Origin of the sequence: Endozoicomonas euniceicola, assembly GCF_025562755.1 — a bacterium.
Lineage (GTDB): Bacteria > Pseudomonadota > Gammaproteobacteria > Pseudomonadales > Endozoicomonadaceae > Endozoicomonas_A > Endozoicomonas_A euniceicola.
In genome coordinates, this window is the sequence record NZ_CP103300.1 from 2,486,494 (window position 1) to 2,503,830 (window position 17,337).

Consider the following 17,337-nt stretch of genomic DNA (forward strand, 5'->3'; position numbering starts at 1 on the left):
GGTTTCGGTTAGACTGTCACCATCGGCCAGTGCCTGAACCGCTGCTTGACTGCTGTCCGCTGAATAACTCCAGTTGCCATTGGCATCAATGGTCAGTGAACCGTAGCTGCCGGTGACTGTTTCTGCGGTGAAGCTGGATTCACCGGTATCAGCATCAGAAACGGTCAGCGCACCGGAAGCCGTTAATGTAGCAGCGTCGTCTTCTTTGACAGTAATGGTATCCACACCGCCAATGATGGCTGCATCGTTGGTGCCATTGATCGTGATAACAATATTGTGGGTGGTGTTATCGAAGGACTTAACCGTGATGGTTTCTGTCAGACTGTCACCGTCGCCCAGTGCCTGAACTGCTGCCTGGCTGCTATCCGCCGAATAGTTCCAGTTACCATTGGCATCAATGGTCAGGGAACCGTAAGTCCCTGTAACGGTTTCTGCGCTAAAGCTGGATTCACCAGTATCAACATCAGAAACGGTCAGCGTACCGGAAGCCGTTAACGCTGCAGCGTCGTCTTCTGTGACAGTGGCGGTATCAACACCGCCAATGATGGCTGCATCGTTGGTGCCATTGATGGTGATAACAATATCGTGGGTGGTGTTATCGAAGGACTTAACCGTGATGGTTTCCGTCAGGCTGTCACCATCGGCCAGTGCCTGAACCGCTGCCTGGCTGCTGTCCGCGGAATAACTCCAGTTACCATTGGCATCAATGGTCAGGGAACCATAAGTTCCCGTGACAGTTTCTACGGTAAAGCTGGCTTCACCGGTATCAACATCAGAAACGGTCAACGCACCGGAAGCCGTTAATGTAGCAGCATCGTCTTCTGTGACAGAGGCGGTATCAACACCGCCAATGATTGCCGCATCGTTGGTGCCATTGATCGTTATAACAATATTGTGGGTGGTGTTATCGAAGGACTTAACCGTGATGGTTTCTGTCAGGCTGTCACCGTCGCCCAGTGCCTGAACCGCTGCCTGGCTGCTGTCCGCTGAATAACTCCAGTTACCATTGACATCAATGGTCAGGGAGCCGTAACTGCCAGTGACCGTCTCTGCGGTAAAGCTGGATTCACCGGTATCAACATCAGAAACGGTCAGCGCACCGGAAGCCGTTAATGTAGCAGCATCGTCTTCTGTTATTGAGGCAATATCGACGCCGCCAATGATTGCCGCATCGTTGGTACCATTGATCGTGATAACAATATCGTGGGTGGTGTTATCAAAAGACTTAACCGTGATGGTTTCCGTCAGGTTGTCACCATCGGCCAGTGCCTGAACCGCTGCCTGGCTGCTATCCGCTGAATAGTTCCAGTTACCATTGGCATCAATGGTCAGGGAACCGTAAGTCCCGGTAACGGTCTCTGCAGTGAAGCTGGATTCACCGGTATCAACATCAGAAACGGTCAGCGCACCGGAAGCCGTTAATGTAGCAGCATCGTCTTCTGTTATTGAGGCAGTATCGACGCCGCCAATCACTGCCGCATCATTAGTGCCATTGATCGTGATAACAATATCGTGGGTGGTGTTATCGAAGGACTTAACCGTGATGGTTTCCGTCAGGCTGTCACCGTCGCCCAGTGCCTGAATCGCTGCCTGGCTGTTATCCGCCGAATAGTTCCAGTTACCATTGGCATCAATGGTCAGGGAACCGTAGCTGCCGGTGACCGTTTCTGCGGTGAAGCTGGCTTCACCGGTATCAACATCAGAAACGGTCAGTGCACCGGAAGCCGTTAATGTAGCAGCGTCGTCTTCTGTGACAGTAATGGTATCCACACCGCCAATGATGGCTGCATCGTTGGCACCATTGATGGTGATCACAATATCGTGGGTGGTGTTATCGAAGGACTTAACTGTAATGGTTTCTGTCAGACTGTCACCGTCGCCCAGTGCCTGAACCGCTGCCTGGCTGCTGTCCGCCGAATAACTCCAGTCACCATTGACATCAATGGTCAGGGAACCGTAAGTCCCCGTAACGGTTTCTGGGGTAAAGCTGGCTTCACCGGTATCAACATCAGAAACGGTCAGCGCACCGGAAGCCGTTAATGTAGCAGCATCGTCTTCTGTTATTGAGGCAGTATCGACGCCGCCAATCACTGCCGCATCATTAGTGCCATTGATCGTGATAACAATATTGTGGGTGGTGTTATCGAAAGACTTAACCGTGATGGTTTCTGTCAGGCTGTCACCGTCGCTCAGTACCTGAATGACGGCTTGGCTATTATCTGCTGAATAACTCCAGTTACCATTGACATCAATGGTCAAGGAACCATAAGTTCCCGTAACGGTTTCTCCAGTAAAGCTGGCTTCACCGGTATCAAAATCAGAAACGGTCAGCGCACCGGAAGCCGTTAATGTAGCAGCGTCGTCTTCTGTTATTGAGGCAGTATCGACGCCGCCAATCACTGCCGCATCATTAGTGCCATTGATCGTGATAACAATATTGTGGGTGGTGTCATCGAAAGACTTAACCGTGATGGTTTCTGTCAGGCTGTCACCATCACCCAGTACTTGAATGGCTGCCTGGCTGCTATCCGCTGAATAACTCCAGTTACCATTGGCATCAATGGTCAGGGAACCGTAAGTCCCTGTAACGGTTTCTGCGCTAAAGCTGGCTTCACCGGTATCAACATCAGAAATGGTCAGCGTACCGGAAGTCATTAATGTAGCAGCGTCGTCTTCTGTGACAGTGGCGGTATCAACACCACCAATGATGGCTGCATCGTTGGTGCCATTGATGGTGATAACAATATCGTGGGTGGTGTTATCGAAGGACTTAACCGTGATGGTTTCCGTCAGGCTGTCACCATCGGCCAGTGCCTGAACCGCTGCCTGGCTGCTGTCCGCGGAATAACTCCAGTTACCATTGGCATCAATGGTCAGGGAACCGTAAGTTCCCGTGACAGTTTCTACGGTAAAGCTGGCTTCACCGGTATCAACATCAGAAACGGTCAGCGCACCGGAAGCCGTTAATGTAGCAGCGTCGGCTTCTGTGACAGAAGCGGTATCAACCCCACCAATCACTGCCACATCATTAGTACCATTGATGGTAATAACAATTTCTTTGGCCGTACCATCCACTGACTGAACCGTTATGGTTTCAGTCAGGCTGTCACCGTCGCCCAGTGTCTGGATAGCTACCTGAGAGTTATCTGCAGAGTAGTTCCAGTGACCGTTAGCACCAATCGTCAGAGAGCCGTAAGTGCCTGGTACGGTTACTGCGGTAAATAAAGCTTCGCCAGTATCAGTATCGGTAACAGAAAGTACGCCAGAAGCCGTTAATGTTGCTGCGTCGTCTTCTGAAATGCTGACTGTGTCCGCCCCACTGATCACGGCAAGATCGTTGGTACCATTGATGGTAATAACAATATCTTTGGTCGTTCCATCCAGTGACTGAACCGTAATCGTTTCGGTCAGGCTGTCACCGTCGCCCAGTGCCTGGATAGCTGACTGGCTGTTATCCGCTGAATAGTTCCAGTTGCCGCTGGCATCAATCGTCAGAGAGCCATAGCTGCCGGTGACCGTCTCTGCAACGAAGCTGTCTTCACCCTCGTCCTGCTCCGTTAGATCCAGAGTGCCACTGGTTGTCAGCAGGCTGGCATCGTCTTCTGTGACACTGGTAATATCTTCACCGTCGATAATGGCGGCTTCACTCTGGTCAGAAATATTAACCGTGTAGTTTCTGGTGGTAACTCCACCTTCGCCATCGCTGATTTTTACCGTAATTGAGTGACTGGCACTGTCTTCGTGATTCAGCCGGGAACCATCGGCAACGGTGATTTCTCCGGAACTGCTGTTGATAGCAAAGCGCCCGTCAGCATTGTTTGTCAGACTATAGGTGAGTGTATCGCCTTCGACGTCGGTGGCAGTGATGGTGGCAACCACTGAGTCATTGGCACTGTTTTCTTCAATGATCAGGTTATTGTTAACAACATCCACACCATTAGTGGAGTCAACGTAGCCATTAACGATGGGGCCACCGTTAATGGACACATTTTGTATTCCAAATCCCGCTGCATCACTCGAAGTTGCCAGATGCTGGTTGCTGCCCTGAGTATCAAAATAGCTACCCTGCTGGTCTTCTGCGATGCTGTTCCAGACGCTGCTCGTTACATACCTGGCAGCCAGTGCTTTTACGTTCAGGGAGCCATCATCATTCTCATTGATTTCAACTTTAACCCCTCTGGTGTAACTGCTTGATAATTGCAACACCCAGAAGTGCTCACCAAACTCATAATCTTCCGGCAGCGTATGGGCGTGGGAAGTCTCGTCGATATAGGCACCACCAAAGGTAAAGTCTAGTTGTGATACTGATGCGGTCGGGATATCGGGCGCATCGTTGACCGGCGTAACATCGACTCCAAAACTGACGGCTTCCGAAAGAAGTTCACCATCGCCAACTTTAAATTCAAACGACGCATAATTCTCACCGCTTTCATTAAGAGCCGGCTCAAACTTTAAACGTCCTGAAAGCAAATCCAGCTTTGAGACATCCTGGCCAACAGTGACCTCTGAACCGTTGTATAACAGTTTCCCTGCAGCAGGGAGCTTGGCAATCTGTATACCTTCAAAGGCATCCCCGGTATCAATATCAGTGAATGCAAAGTCACTGGATGAGAAAATATAAGGCGTATCTTCATCTATAGTTGCCGCAGCACTGACCGTTTCCGGAGCGTCATTAACCGGAATCAGGTCAATATGCAGACTCTTGACGACGGAAGCTGTTTCTCCGGTTGCCGTCTCAGTGGTTGTGGAAGTAAACGTCAGCGTTAAGTCTTCATTACTGTTAGCCGGTGGCGTCATCTGCAACTGGCTGAGTTGCCAGCTGCTGATATCAAGATCACTGCCGTCAGAGATAGCCGTGTTGGTGCCGTCCGTTAAAACGCTGTCAGCAGGCAAACCTGACAGCTTCAGGCTGATGCTTTCAGAACCATCAGTGTCTACCAGAGACTGGCTCAGCTCTAAAGAAACAGGAGCATCTTCAAAGCTGCTGATGCTGTAGTCATAGGCTGGGGTCACTGCATCCGGAAGGTTCAGGGATAACTCAGCAGCATCAACAACCGGAGTAACAGAGAAGGTAAATGCCTGCGGAGAAGATGAAAGCTCACCGTCGTTTACCCGGAACTGGAAGCTGGCATAATCCGTAGCGCTTTCATGGACATCAGGCAGGAAGGTTAGTTTGCCCGCTTCGATGTCTGCACGGCTGATCTCATCACCGGCACTGATGGCACTACCATTCAGTTCAATAACACCTTTAGCGGGCAACGCATCAATAAGTACCGACTCAAGAATGTCCCCGTCATCCGTATCGCTGTAGGGGAAATCGGTGAGTTTAAAACGATACAGGGTGTCTTCCTGTATGGTTTGAGAACTGGCAGCAGTCTCCGGTGCTTCATTGATGTCATTGACATTGACAGTAAATGACTCAGAAAAAGCAGCTCCGTTGTTATCAGTCGTAGTTACGTTAACAGTGACCGTTTCTTCTGCTTCATGGTCAAGGAAGATACCCGTTTTCAGCCGGAGTTCGTTATCTACAATTTCAAACCGGCTATCATCCACTGTGTAGGTGTGAGTATCGGAAACATCGATATCGGTAGTCGAGAGAGTCCCTATAACAGCGCCTGTAGCATTTTCATCAACGGCAGTATTATTGAGCTGTATGTCTTCAGGGGTATCGTTGCGGCCTTCGATTGTTACTGAAGCGGTCTGACTGACCGTTTCGCCATGACCATCATCAACCTCATAGGTGTACTCAAGGGTTTCTGACTCACCGGCCGCCAGATGATCATAACCGGACGCATCCAGTGAGAGGCTGTTTCCATCATCAGAAACGGTGACCCCTACCGGATCACCCGCTGTCAGTTGCAGATTCACCACATTTATCGTGTCTGTGCCATCGACATCGCTGGCACCTGCAAGCAGATCAATATCCTGTAATGCCGAATTCTGGTCAGTCCTCAATACAACGGCATTATCGATCACTGGCAGGTCATTACTTCCAGCCAGAGTGATGGTAGCGGTTTGAGTGGTGTAATCGCCCTGTGAGTCCATTACCCGGTATTCATAGGTAAGGGTTTCCGTCTCTCCAACAGCAAGGTACTTATAAGCCGCAGGATCAATAACCAGCTCAGAGCCGTCTTCACCAATGCTGACGCCCGCTTCATTACCGGCAACCAGACGCAGACTGGTAACTGAGAGTTCATCAGTGATATCCGTGTCACTGGCATTCTGCAGGAGATTTAAGTTAACGCTGTCATCATTCTGAGTAGCATCAAGAACAATGGGTGCTTCAACCTCAGGTGTATCATTGATGCCTTCTATTTTTATATCAACAGACGCCTGACTCTTATTTCCCTGAGAGTCTGTGACCTCAAATACAAAAGTAACGGTCTCGTTTTCGCCTTCTGCCAGATATTCAAAATCGCCTTCCGGGCTGAACTCAAAGGAACCATCAGCAGCAAGTCTGAGAGAACCAGCTTCTGGCAGAGAGATAAGGGAGAACGTAATTATTTCGTTAGGGTTCTCATCAGTTGCATACAACTGCCCCTTAAGCACGGAGGCATCTTCGGTGGTAACTACCTCAGAGGTTTGGGCTATTGGTTTGTAGGAAATCCGGTCAGATTTTTCAGCCTCCTCTTCGAGCTGATCATCAGGTTGACTAATTGCAGCCGCTGCCTCCTCTGTTTCAGCAGCCGCTTCAGAAGGATCGTCACCCGACTTTAACTCTCTCTGCAAATTGCCCTCATTTTCAATAATCGGTATCTCAGGAGGGGGTTTACGCTGAACCGTTACTACATCAGAACTTCCTTCGTCAGAAGATCCCGGTTCATCTCCTGCGGCGGCAGCCTGTGCAACAGCGGCAGGGTCAGCGCCCTCTGCAATAGCGGCCTGAACTTCTTCAAAAGACAGGTCCTCATCGAATTCATCATCCGTTGTGGACAGCATGCTATCAGTGAGAATAAGTTGCTGCTGTGCGCCCAGCGCCATGACCTGGTTGTTAGTTGTTGTAATAACAACAGAACCCCCATTCTCTGTAACAACCCGGTCATTAAGATAAACTTTTGACCCTTCTTCGAGAACTTTTTGAGTTCCATCCGGTTTAATAACAATGACTGTACCTGTAGCCGCTGTGATTTCACCGATAACAGGCGTAGAGCTTCCTGAATTAGAGTTCATATTGTTTATGCTCGCTCTCAATCCATAGGAGCAATGGGAATTCGAATGATGCGTTATGGCAGGAAAGTGAAACGCAGGGCAGGGCGAATTCCCTTCGCACCTTTATTAAAAATCAATAAAACGTTTATTAATTTCAGAATAGCCAGATATATGCGTGCAATGTGTTCTTCTTGATATAGTAAATTGAAATTAAAATAGAAATATCGATAGCAACTATGTGTTTTTTTGTTTAAAAATCCATATAGTTGCTATCGATAGAGTTCGGAGAAATGGTTTGGAGTTGATTTGAATAATTTCTTACAGCTAAACAACAGTACTCATCGCTCAGTTAATGCATTCTGTTTGGCTTTCAAGATAGGTTTAAGCAAATAATCCATTAACGTTTTCTTTCCGGTAAGGATATCTACATTGGTTTTCATTCCCGGAATAATTTCCAGTTGTGTTTCTTCATTTCCAAGATAATTTTTGTCTGTGCGAATATGGACAACGTAAAAGCTTTCACCTTTTTCGTTTTCAACCGTATCGGCACCAATATGTTCCAGTGTTCCTTCCAGGCCACCATAGATAGCAAAATCATAAGCGGTTAATTTCACGACCGAAGGCATACCTTCCCGTAAGAAGCCGATATCCTTAGGGCTGATTTCCGCTTCAATAAGCAGGTTATCTTCAACCGGAACAATCTCCAGCAAATCCATACCTGGCTGAATAACACCACCAATGGTATTAATGTTGATTTTCTTAACAATACCGGGAACCGGTGAACGAACCAGTGTACGGTTTACCTGATCTTCAAGACTGGTATGCGACTCTGTCATCTGATCAAGCTTTAATTCTGTTTCTCTTAGCTCCTGAACCACTTCTTCCCTGAATTTAACCGTCAGCTCTCGTTTACGGGCCAGTGCTTCCTGATAGGCTGACTTTAATTTGGGAATAGACAGTTCCGTCATTTTTCTCTCGGAAGCAAGCTCATTAACCCGCTGCTTTAACTGAATCATCTCTACATGAGACACCACACCCTGTTTAGCAAGGGGTTTGGTTAATTCCAGTTCTTCTTCTCCCAGCTCATGACTGGTTGTAAGAAATTCCAGCTGGGCTTCTGACGCAGACAATTCATGCTTTGCCTGACTGGACTGGCGATTGGCAATATCCAGCTCTGCCCTCAAGCCTGCTTTCCGATTTTCGTATATGGTTTCTTCACGCTCAATGTACTCGCGATAATCATCGAGCTCTGACGGGAAATAGATATCTTTACCACTCAGCTCGGCTTTCAGACGTGCCGCCCTGGCCAGTTCACTGTAATACTCAACAGCACTTTCCCGGTAAGTGGAACGAAAGCGGGTATCGTCCAGCCTGAGCAGTAACTGCCCTTCTTCAACCAGCTCCCCTTCCTGAACATAAAGCTCCTGAAGAATACCGCCTTCAAGGTTCTGAACCACCTGCAACCGGGATGAGGGAATGACTTTACCCATGCCACGGGTGATTTCGTCAAGTTCGGCCACACTCGCCCAGATAACGGCTGAAAAGACAGCCAAGAGCATCATGTAAATCAGCAGCCGGCCACCTTTCGGTGTTTTCATCAGCATGGCAGCGCTGGTATCTGACATGTATTCCAGGTCTTCAGGCTTTACATGCTCTTCCAGAGAAGATTCAGCAATATCTTCTCCATCAGCCTCAGCTACCGCTTCATCAGGCTCCAGAACGTCCTGCTCCTGCAGGGCCTGCTGCTCATTCTGCTTGTCTGGACCAGTGTCCTTTTGATCGCTCATTGGAATACCATTGGTTATTCAATCTTCAACTTGCCCTGCTTCAGAGCAGCATGTACCTGGTCTTTGGGTCCGTCTGCGACCACTTTGCCGTTATCCACCACCACCAGTCTGTCCACCATATTCAGCATGGACGCCTTGTGAGTAACAAGAACAATGGTTTTATCCTTGCAGCGCGTCTTGAGCTGCTCTTTCATGCGCTGTTCAGTGGTATTGTCCATGGAGCTGGAGGGTTCATCGAGCACCAGAATCGGTGGATCCATCAACAAGGCTCTTGCCAGAGCAATACTCTGTCTCTGGCCTCCGGAAAGATTCTGTCCACGCTCTCCTACCATCATGTCCATGCCATTCGGGTGCTTATTGGCAAACTCGGTAACACCAGCAATTTCAGCTGCTTTCAGCAAAGCCTCATCATCAACAAAGCTGGCACCCAGAGTGATGTTATCTTTGATGGAACCGTAGAACAGGGTAATGTCCTGAGACACACAACCAATACTGCTACGCAGGTCCGTTGGGTTAAGCTGTCTCAGATCGATACCATCAATTCGAATCGCGCCATTTTCTGGCTCATAAAGGCCGAGAATCAGCTTTTCAATGGTTGTTTTTCCTGAGCCAATACGCCCGATGATAGCCACTTTTTCACCCGCCTTAATATTGAGGGAAATACCACGAAGTGCCTGAATTTCCTGCTCAGGATAGGTGAAGTCAACCTGGTCAAACTCAATGCTGCCTTTCAGTTCCGGGCGATTGACATAATCCCGGTCTTCATGACGTTCAACAGGCATTCCCATCACCTGATTCAAACCATCAAGGGCAGATTTTGCCTGGTTGTATCGTGTCGCCAGACCCGCTACCTGAGCCATAGGAGCAAGGCAGCGACCTGCCAGCATAACGGTGGCAATCAGCCCCCCCATGCTCAACTCACCTTCTGAAATCAGGAAAACCCCCATAGCCACCAGCCCAATGTTACACATTTGCTGAACATAGGCGCTGACCGTTGATGCCGATGAACTCAGTAATTTAGTGCGTATGCTCCAGGTGGCAATATGACCAACAGACTTCTCCCATTTGTACTGTATGTCACTTTCAGCCTGGGCAATTTTTAGCGCTTCCATGCCTGTCAGACTTTCAATCAACGTGGCGCTTTTCTGGGAATTAGAACGCAGGGTCTTTTCAACCGAACGGCGCAAAGGCCCCTGAATAGCAAAACTGTACACACCTATAAGGAACATGCAGAACAGGGGGATAAAGGCGAGCGGCCCACCCAGCATGAAAATAACCATCAAAATGATAAAGGTAAAAGGCAAATCAACCAGGGCCGTAACGGTTGAAGAAGTAATAAATTCCCGAATACTTTCAAAGTCCTGAAGGTTCTTGGCAAAAGAACCAACAGAGGCTGGACGCGCTGACATGCTTAATCCCAGAACCCGTTCCATGATTCTGGACGACAGCAGGATATCGGACTTTTTCCCTGCCAGATCAATAAAGTAACTTCGAATCATTTTTAGAATGAAGTCGAAGCTGAACACGATAATCGCCCCCACGGCCAGCACCCAAAGGGTATCGAAGGCCTGATTGGGTACCACCCGATCGTACACATTCATCACAAACAGTGGGCTTGCGACAACGAACAGGTTGATCATCAGGGAAGCCAGCAATACATCACGGTAAATGCGCCAGGAACCAAGAATGGTTCCCCAGAACCAGTGCCGGGATTTCACATTCAGCGTGGTCGGGCTGCGCTTGTCGTAACGGTGTTTTTCCCGAATGTAAATCGCATAACCGGTATAATGCTCAGCAAGATCGTCCAGAGAAAGACGCTTAACGCCTTCACCTGTTTCAGGCAGAACCACTCTGGCACAACCTTCTTCGTGATCGATATCCAGTAGAACACAGGCTTTGCGCTTCTTAAGGAACAAAACCACGGGGGTAACCAGTGGGGAAATATCCTCCAGTTCCCGTTTATGTACCTTACTGGCCAAACCAGCACGACTCGCTGAGCGCATAAACAGATCGGCATTAAACAACCCCTCTTCAAGAGGTAGTCCTGCCCTGAGGGAATCGTGAGAATAGGGTTTGCCGTAATGACGTGTCAGGAAAGCCAGGCACTCCAGTAAAGGATCAAACTCCAGTTGGTCTCGCTCTGGTACGCCCCATTCCTCAGTTGCTGCAATTGTCTGATCCATGGATCCCTGCCAATGAATACGAAATTAAAACAGACTGCTTTCTAAAATTGACTCTCTGTAAAAAAGTAAAAAAGAATCAACTTTATTAGTAATGACGATAGCCGTTAAAAGACTGCTCTTGTACCTGCTGTCACAATCTTTTTCTTTTTAAAAAAACTGGTCGTTGCCGTCAAATAACTGAACAGGCGAACAATATTTCTCTGGCAAAAGGAAGTGGTTGGGCACCCCGGGCCTGGCAACAAAAATATCCGTATGATGGTTACGTTTAAATAAGATTGTACTGTTCCAGAATACCGGGGTTTTGTTCCCGGAACTGACCTTTGACCCAGTCATCGGTGGAGTCCCAAAGCTCAGAAAACTCAGCCTTGTATTCACCTGCTGACTGCTCATCACCATTGACTTGAGCCTTGTTGATTTTCTGAATGATGGCACGCAATTCCTGAAGGCGTTTTTTTTGATTCTTCCTACTGTTGTTATCTCTGTCATCACCACCTCCTCCCGCCGGTAGAGAGACAACATGACCTAAATTATAATCTTCGTTGGGTCGGAGGGCCGGATGGAGTTGGCGTTTCGTGTCACTTGGAGGCTTTTTATAGGCATTATTCCTTTTTCTTGATTTTGAAACTCCTGACGCACTACTGATTTTTCCGGGTGACGTTGAAGGAATCTGTCTTGCCAATACGTCACCATAGTTTGCCAGATATTGAGTATTTAAAAAGTTAACATCCTGATAGATCAGGTCAGACGCCCTTCTGACAGACTGACTTCGGTAAACAATCTCTATTGGCCAGCCCCCCTGATCATCCGGGTAAAGATACGATGAGTCTATGGCAACTCCATTGATAGCGCCTTCATCACCCAATATCAGGGAAGGTATGTCATCGCCTTTTAAGATCAGTCTGGCAGGTGCTATGGGTATGCTCCCGGGAGAAGATAATAACGCTTTCGCAACAACAGGATGTCCGGTTTGTCCTTTTTCATCTGGAATAACAGAAACGCCAATGTATCGGGAAACGCCATCGTGAGTGTTTGTATCGCTGCTCATCAGGATGTTTCTGAGAACCAGCGACCGGTCAATGGTATATGAGCCTGACAACATCAGTACACACCCCCGGTATCGACTGTTTTTCTTACGCAGGTCATGGGTATCGTCAGGCTCTACATTGATTCCACATTTTGGTTTTATCAATGCCTTCTGAGTCCGGCCCCAATGGTAACTAAGAAAGGGGGCAACAAAAGCAAGCAGAACAGCTTCACGGTCCCCCGTTTGATAATTTGAAAAACAGTACCCATCCGTGGCAGAAAGCAGAATTGGCAGAAACACTATTTTGCAACAAAGTGTTAGAAAATCATGCAAACGTACAAGCATAAAACGTTCCCGAAGGTAGTACCTGTGAAGCTCCGTAGAGCAGGGTATCTCAGGTTTTTTTATTGCTCGTTAACATAGTTGATCTTCCAGCCATGTAAAGCGCCGTTATTCAGACTCGATTATTTATCAAACACTTCCGCCTGAATGCGTTTGATACCGATATGCCGAACGTCTTTACCCTTCACCAGGTAAATCACGTATTCAGCAATATTACGGGCGTGGTCGCCAATGCGCTCAAGATCGGTCGAAGCCTTGGTACAGGCCGGCACCAAACGCAAATATTTCTCTGGCAGGAGAACGTTTATTACTGGAGTGACATACTCCCTCCACTAAATTGGCAAGCCGATTCTAGTGGGGGCTTCTAATCGGGAATTACGTACGACCCACTATGTCAAATAACATAGTCTCTCTCTGTCGTACAGGTTGCCGAACCACGACAGGGGAACTCTTTACACATACGCTGTGTCCCAGCGCATCGGCGGTAGAAGCCAGAAAACGGTTGTGTTTTCCTGATTTGTTTCTCGTAGTTAGTCCAGCAACGGTGACGCTTGAGTATTTTTCCAGAGGCTTATCTGTCTGTCGAGTAGGCTGTTGTCTCAGCCGCCAAGCCCATTATGCAGGGTTTCGCAGTGCACTGAAGTTAGTACATGGGCTTGCTCTACGCAAGCCTCGCTATCCATCTCCATCCAAACCTTCAACCTAAATTCAGCAGTTGAACGCCACTGAGCCATGCCATTAGGAATAGCTTCTCACGGTTCTGAGCAGCGTTTTTTTAAGTCATTAGCCCGATCGAATTAATGGTTGCATCGTAATAACCTGCCCTTTTTTCAAAAATTTTGAGACCGCTTTCGTTAAAATACGACACCATGCGTTAATTGGATTCAACTGCGGTGCGATACTTTTGATTGAATCAAAAAAATCACACAGTTCACTTTGTAATTTCGCAATTTTATACATCCATCGATGCTGGCTTGTCAGCTTTATTTTCTTTTGGTTGCCAGAGTGGGTCAGCTTGCCAATTGAACTCATTAATAAGGGACGGCTGGTAATTGATTCTTTATGGGAGTCCGGATTACTCAATCGAACGTATAGCGTCCACCAGTTGTAAACCAAGGCAACCATTCGGGCCAGCATTCGACATCTTGCCATATCTTTTGTTACATAACCGCCCCAGCCCCATTGGTTTTTGATTTCATCAAAGTTATTTTCACAGTCAGCCCTATTGCGATAATGATTAATGATCGAGACTATATCATTATCAAGAGATGTGACCAGAACCGAATACTCGTAAGCTTTTATATTTTCTGGCTCTTCTATTAATGCTAACGTTTGTTGACGTTCTTTTATTCCTTTTTCCAACATCGGTATTTCATTTTCAGGACGCCGTCTTCGAACAATAATTATGCGTCTTTCTTTTTTCCAACCTGACAGTTTAATTACGGATTCTTTTCCCTCCCAATGGTTGTCGTATTTTACCCATCCTCCGCTACAGTGTGCATTCCCTATGGCTTTCTTAACGTTGTCGTGCTTCTTCATTTTAAAAAGATAATGACAACCAGCATCTTCCAATTCGCTCATTACCCGGTCACTTCCCCAATCACAATCACCACGAACAAATTCAGGCCAGCAGCGTTTTGGAAGTCGATTTAATAGCTCCATTAAACCGGGTAAAGAGTATTTACTTTGACTTTGATTTCCGGGTCTGACTTCAACCTCCAGTATTAATTTAAGATTAGCCATCATATATGAGTGGTAAGTATGAGAGGGTCTCCCTTTCTTATGTGGGTTATAGCCATTAACCGCTCCTTCCTGATGCCCATAAATGGTTTTCACGGTAACATCAACATCCATAATCCATGGAATGGTTAATAACGGATCAAAACAGAGATGGAGGTGTTTTTGCATCCATTCAACGCCTTCATCTTCGTCAATCTTCTTTAAACCACGCCTGGCAGAATCATCGCTGACAATTTTTTTCATCCCGAGCAACTGAGCGTTTACTTTATCACCAATAATTGTTCCGATATGCGCATAGCGTTTATGTCCTGAAAGAATGGAAAGCATTAATGAGCCAATCACATCCACTTTTTGAGGGGCGTTTGGGCTTTTATAAGTTAGTGGGCAATCGTTAATCCAGGGTTCAAATCGGTGACCTGTTTTTAAAAACTGTATAAAAAAAGGAAGCTGTCCCATTGGGGTGACCGATGCTTCAGGCTCCCACTCGACATGAATTTTACCGTCGAAAGAATCGACTTCGAGTTTGACGGATAAGGGATCTTTTTTCATTTCAGACAACTCACCCTTTGGGGGAGTGGGTTTTGGTGGTCGAACCATCTTCGAGCCCTCAATATTGTTGAGGGTTAGAGTTTAGCTCAGGGGTTAACCGCTGAATTTAGGTTCAAAGGTCGCGCCGCTCCCAATGAGAGGCTATGGATGGAGAATTTCGCAAGGTTTGTTAAAAGCCGCATCTGCACTTGTCGCGAGCAGCCTTCTTCCTGCTCTATCCAGTAGTTCTGCAACTTTATGTTTCGAATACACAGTGCGGGACAATGATTCTAGGAGCCTGACCGAGAATAGCGCCCGTAGCGAGGACGGCAGAAAATTTTCAGACCAATCTACTGCCGCCGCAGTAGGGCAGTCTATTCTCGGTCAGGCTCCTAGTCACCGGAAGATTCCCCCGACTCGCTGTCTGACTCATTGGAGTAATTAAAAAAGGAGTTTTTTATGAATTATCCTAATCTGGAAAAGTTGTTCGATGACTTAAGTAAGATAACGCCACTAAAGATGCGAAGCTTTCCACAAAAACCCGGGAACGAGTACAATATTTTTCTGCTGGAAAAGTGCGGAGAGAATTACTATTTATTACCGAGCCCCTTATTTGGCAGAACGAACCTTAGCCCTCCACCACTTTTTGACGGCCTGTTTGTGTACGTTATCCTGGCGAGCCATCCACAACAGGTTATGGTGGCAGCAGATCGAACAAATTTAAATTACGATTATCGGCTGGGGGTTCAGGGACACGCCTCCGTATCCTTAGGGCGCGATGCTTTATACGCCGGAGATTTAGAGTTTCTTGGAGGCAAATTAGTCCGCTGGAATCATAATTCAGGACATTACCTCCCCAGCCCGGAGCAACGTTACACCCAACTCACTCCGAATGTAAAACGACTGCTGCCTGAAAAGCTGTTTGTTGACCCCCTTCAGCACTGATTTTGACGAAAACATCCTTGTCTCAATGGCACAGACTTAAGCCTTCAGCCGTTGGTTTTCGTTGAACCTGCGCGCTTGTACTCTGAAATGCCGGTAATGTTGATGGCAGTGATGACGATCCCCTTAGCTTTACCCTCGCTGAAGGTATCGCCACTGGCGACTGCTTCGAGGGTTAACACTTTCCTGAAACGCTTTTCAAAACGTTTTTTGTGAGCTCTCCTGTCTACCCTGTTACTGATTTTAACTTTCCATTTCATTATTTTATTTTTTTATGAAAAGGATTTTACCATGATCGATCATCACGCTTTTTCTGAATATTGCGACTCCCACGGCGTCATCCCCCGTAAGGATTTTGAATTTGAAGGTCAGCCTGATTGTCGTTTTAATGAAAAAACGGTCAACTCAGTGAAAGAAATTGGAGACCGGATGCATCAGAAATTTTGTAATATCGATCCTGAGTCAGGTGGAAAAAACAGTTATTTATCCACACTCAATGTAGAAAAAAAATATATATCACCTGCAAGAATACGAGCTATTGAGTTGGAGGCAGGGGCTTTTGCCGCAACATCAGACCGGCCAAATTTATTAATTGCCAACCAGTTTGAAGCCTGTTATCGGGCGTTTTTACCCCATCCGGAACTATGGGAAAAAGCAGGTTTCACCCAGTCAAGTATATCAGGTATTCGGGAGCGACTTTGCAACAAAACTACGTCAGATCATGATCGCTGGTTACTGAGAAAAGGAACAAGAAGATTCCAGGCTAGAGCGATTAACCAAACAGTAAGAATGCTTGAGGTGCAAGAAAGCGCATATAAAAAACAGAATCTGAATAATAGACTTACAGAAATAGCGAATGAAAGAGACAAAAATACGTTCAGGAATCGTACAATGCGTCTTATTGAATACGATGAAAGTCATACAAAATTATCTTTTTGTGGTGGCCTGGATTCTTATGCTCTATATGAGCTTTATTTTTCAAGAAAAACGGTGCCTCCGACGATTCCTGTTGGCTGTACGATTTCATTTACCTCCTTCCCTCCTCCTGAAAAGCTATTTTTCAAAAGGTTGGCTAAATGTTATGAGAACCATATAGTTACCATCCTGATAGACAAAGATGAATTCATTGATGCAAAAATAAAGGGTTTATTTTCTAGTTATAAGAAAAACTTCGACGGCCTTCTGAATCTGGATGTTCCTGCTCCGATGCTTAAAGAAGCGAAAACACTTGAGCAAATTCAAAAAATCATCCTTGCCGGCGGCTCAGGTCTCGATTTGATGCCACTAGATACAGCTGCAGGTATATCAATAACAGGCGTTAAAAGAGAAAACCACCCTGACCATAATTCAATGCCTCCTATTTTCAACGAAGTAACAGCAGTTATTGCGGATCCATGGTTGAAAATATCGCAGACGATAACAAGAGATAACTGGCTACCGTACATTAAATACGTTGCGAGAGAATGTAACCTTAAGGCTATCCGTGAATATAATGTCAGCTTCCTTGAGTATTATTAAAGGGTATCCGGCAGTCTGACAAAGGGGTTCAGTTAAACCTACCTCCGCTTTCTGCCCGTGTTTTAACAATCCGAAAGGTAGAGCAGATTGTCGAATAAGGTGTACCTCAGTGACTGCTCCCCAC

At 46.8% G+C, this 17,337-nt stretch carries 9 protein-coding genes (1 of these 9 only partly in view); 2 read left to right on the forward strand and 7 right to left on the reverse strand.

Annotated elements, in window-relative coordinates:
* From NX720_RS09465 to NX720_RS09490, 6 genes are all read right to left on the reverse strand, one after another.
* Positions 1-7,170 carry the start of a VCBS domain-containing protein gene (locus NX720_RS09465; RefSeq protein ID WP_262600876.1) on the reverse strand. The gene continues 21,090 nt to the left of window position 1, outside the view, so 7,170 of the gene's 28,260 nt are visible here — the first part of the coding sequence; it begins with the start codon at positions 7,168-7,170; the stop codon falls past the left edge of the window.
* Positions 7,171-7,487: 317 nt separating this feature from the next.
* Positions 7,488-8,936 (reverse strand): HlyD family type I secretion periplasmic adaptor subunit, encoded by a 1,449-nt coding sequence (locus NX720_RS09470; RefSeq protein ID WP_262600877.1) that lies wholly within the window; start codon positions 8,934-8,936, stop codon positions 7,488-7,490.
* 14 nt (positions 8,937-8,950) lie between these two features.
* Entirely contained in the window at positions 8,951-11,119 is a 2,169-nt protein-coding gene (locus tag NX720_RS09475; protein WP_262600878.1) for a type I secretion system permease/ATPase, read from the reverse strand.
* 265 nt (positions 11,120-11,384) lie between these two features.
* A complete protein-coding gene (locus NX720_RS09480; RefSeq protein WP_262600879.1) occupies positions 11,385-12,308 on the reverse strand; it encodes a hypothetical protein in 924 nt (307 codons plus the stop codon).
* Between the two features lie 299 nt (positions 12,309-12,607).
* The gene (locus NX720_RS09485; protein WP_262601558.1) at positions 12,608-12,781 is read right to left on the reverse strand and encodes a PhoU domain-containing protein; all 174 of its coding nucleotides are present in this window, start codon (positions 12,779-12,781) and stop codon (positions 12,608-12,610) included.
* Between the two features lie 487 nt (positions 12,782-13,268).
* Positions 13,269-14,822: a transposase gene (locus NX720_RS09490; RefSeq protein WP_262596267.1), complete on the reverse strand. Its 1,554-nt coding sequence runs from the start codon at positions 14,820-14,822 to the stop codon at positions 13,269-13,271.
* A gap of 390 nt (positions 14,823-15,212) precedes the next feature.
* Here NX720_RS09490 and NX720_RS09495 point away from each other — a divergent pair, with 390 nt between their 5' ends.
* Complete coding sequence (locus NX720_RS09495; protein WP_262600880.1) at positions 15,213-15,698, forward strand: hypothetical protein; 486 nt, start codon at positions 15,213-15,215, stop codon at positions 15,696-15,698.
* Between the two features lie 44 nt (positions 15,699-15,742).
* On the opposite strand, the gene NX720_RS09500 is transcribed toward NX720_RS09495, so the two are convergent.
* On the reverse strand, positions 15,743-15,955 hold the full coding sequence (locus NX720_RS09500) for a hypothetical protein (RefSeq protein WP_262600881.1): 213 nt from the start codon (positions 15,953-15,955) through the stop codon (positions 15,743-15,745).
* A 31-nt stretch (positions 15,956-15,986) separates the two neighbouring features.
* Between NX720_RS09500 and NX720_RS09505 the strand changes: the two genes are divergently transcribed.
* Positions 15,987-17,213: a hypothetical protein gene (locus tag NX720_RS09505; RefSeq protein ID WP_262600882.1), complete on the forward strand. Its 1,227-nt coding sequence runs from the start codon at positions 15,987-15,989 to the stop codon at positions 17,211-17,213.
* The last annotated feature ends 124 nt before the right edge of the window (positions 17,214-17,337 follow it).